The sequence below is a fragment of the Streptomyces sp. CAI-85 genome (assembly GCF_013363615.1).
Lineage (GTDB): Bacteria > Actinomycetota > Actinomycetes > Streptomycetales > Streptomycetaceae > Streptomyces > Streptomyces antibioticus_B.
On sequence record NZ_JAANNX010000205.1, the window covers coordinates 1 to 1,035 of the forward strand.

Genomic DNA, 1,035 nt, shown 5'->3' on the forward strand with positions numbered 1-1,035 from the left:
GAGATCTTCACCGACACCGAGCTGGACTTCGCGCTGGAGGTCTGCGAGGCGGTGATGGACGTCTACCAGCCCGGTCCGGGCCGCGAGATCATCCTGAACCTGCCGGCCACCGTCGAGCGCTCCACGCCCTCCACCCACGCCGACCGCTTCGAGTGGATGAGCCGCAACCTCTCCCGCCGCGAGTACGTGTGCGTGTCGGTCCACCCGCACAACGACCGCGGCACCGCCGTCGCCGCCGCCGAGCTGGCGCTGATGGCCGGCGCCGACCGTGTCGAGGGCTGCCTGTTCGGACAGGGCGAGCGCACCGGCAACGTCGACCTGGTCACCCTGGGCATGAACCTGTTCTCCCAGGGCGTCGACCCGCAGATCGACTTCTCCGACATCGACGAGATCCGTCGTACGTGGGAGTACTGCAACCAGATGCAGGTCCACCCCCGCCACCCCTACGTGGGCGACCTGGTCTACACGTCCTTCTCCGGCTCCCACCAGGACGCCATCAAGAAGGGCTTCGACGCCATGGAGGCCGACGCGGCCGCGAAGGGCGTCACCGTCGACGACATCGAGTGGGCGGTCCCCTACCTGCCGATCGACCCCAAGGACGTCGGCCGGTCCTACGAGGCCGTCATCCGCGTCAACTCGCAGTCCGGCAAGGGCGGTATCGCCTACGTCCTGAAGAACGACCACAAGCTGGACCTGCCGCGCCGGATGCAGATCGAGTTCTCGAAGATCATCCAGGCCAAGACGGACGCCGAGGGCGGCGAGGTCACCGGCGCGGCCATCTGGTCCGTCTTCCAGGACGAGTACCTGCCGAACCCGGACAACCCCTGGGGCCGTATCCAGGTCCGCACCGGCCAGTCGACCACCGACACCGACGGCGTGGACACCCTGACGGTCGAGGCCACGGTCGACGGCGTCGACACGGTCCTGTCCGGCACCGGCAACGGTCCGATCTCGGCCTTCTTCGACGCCCTCCAGTCCATCGGCATCGACGTACGCCTGCTGGACTACCAGGAGCACACCATGAGCGAGGGCGCC

The 1,035-nt window shown here is 68.1% G+C and carries 1 protein-coding gene; it reads left to right on the forward strand.

Annotation, left to right across the window (positions count from 1 at the left end):
- A partial coding sequence (locus G6W55_RS37795) for a 2-isopropylmalate synthase (protein ID WP_175525081.1) occupies positions 1–1,035 on the forward strand: 1,035 nt, incomplete at both ends.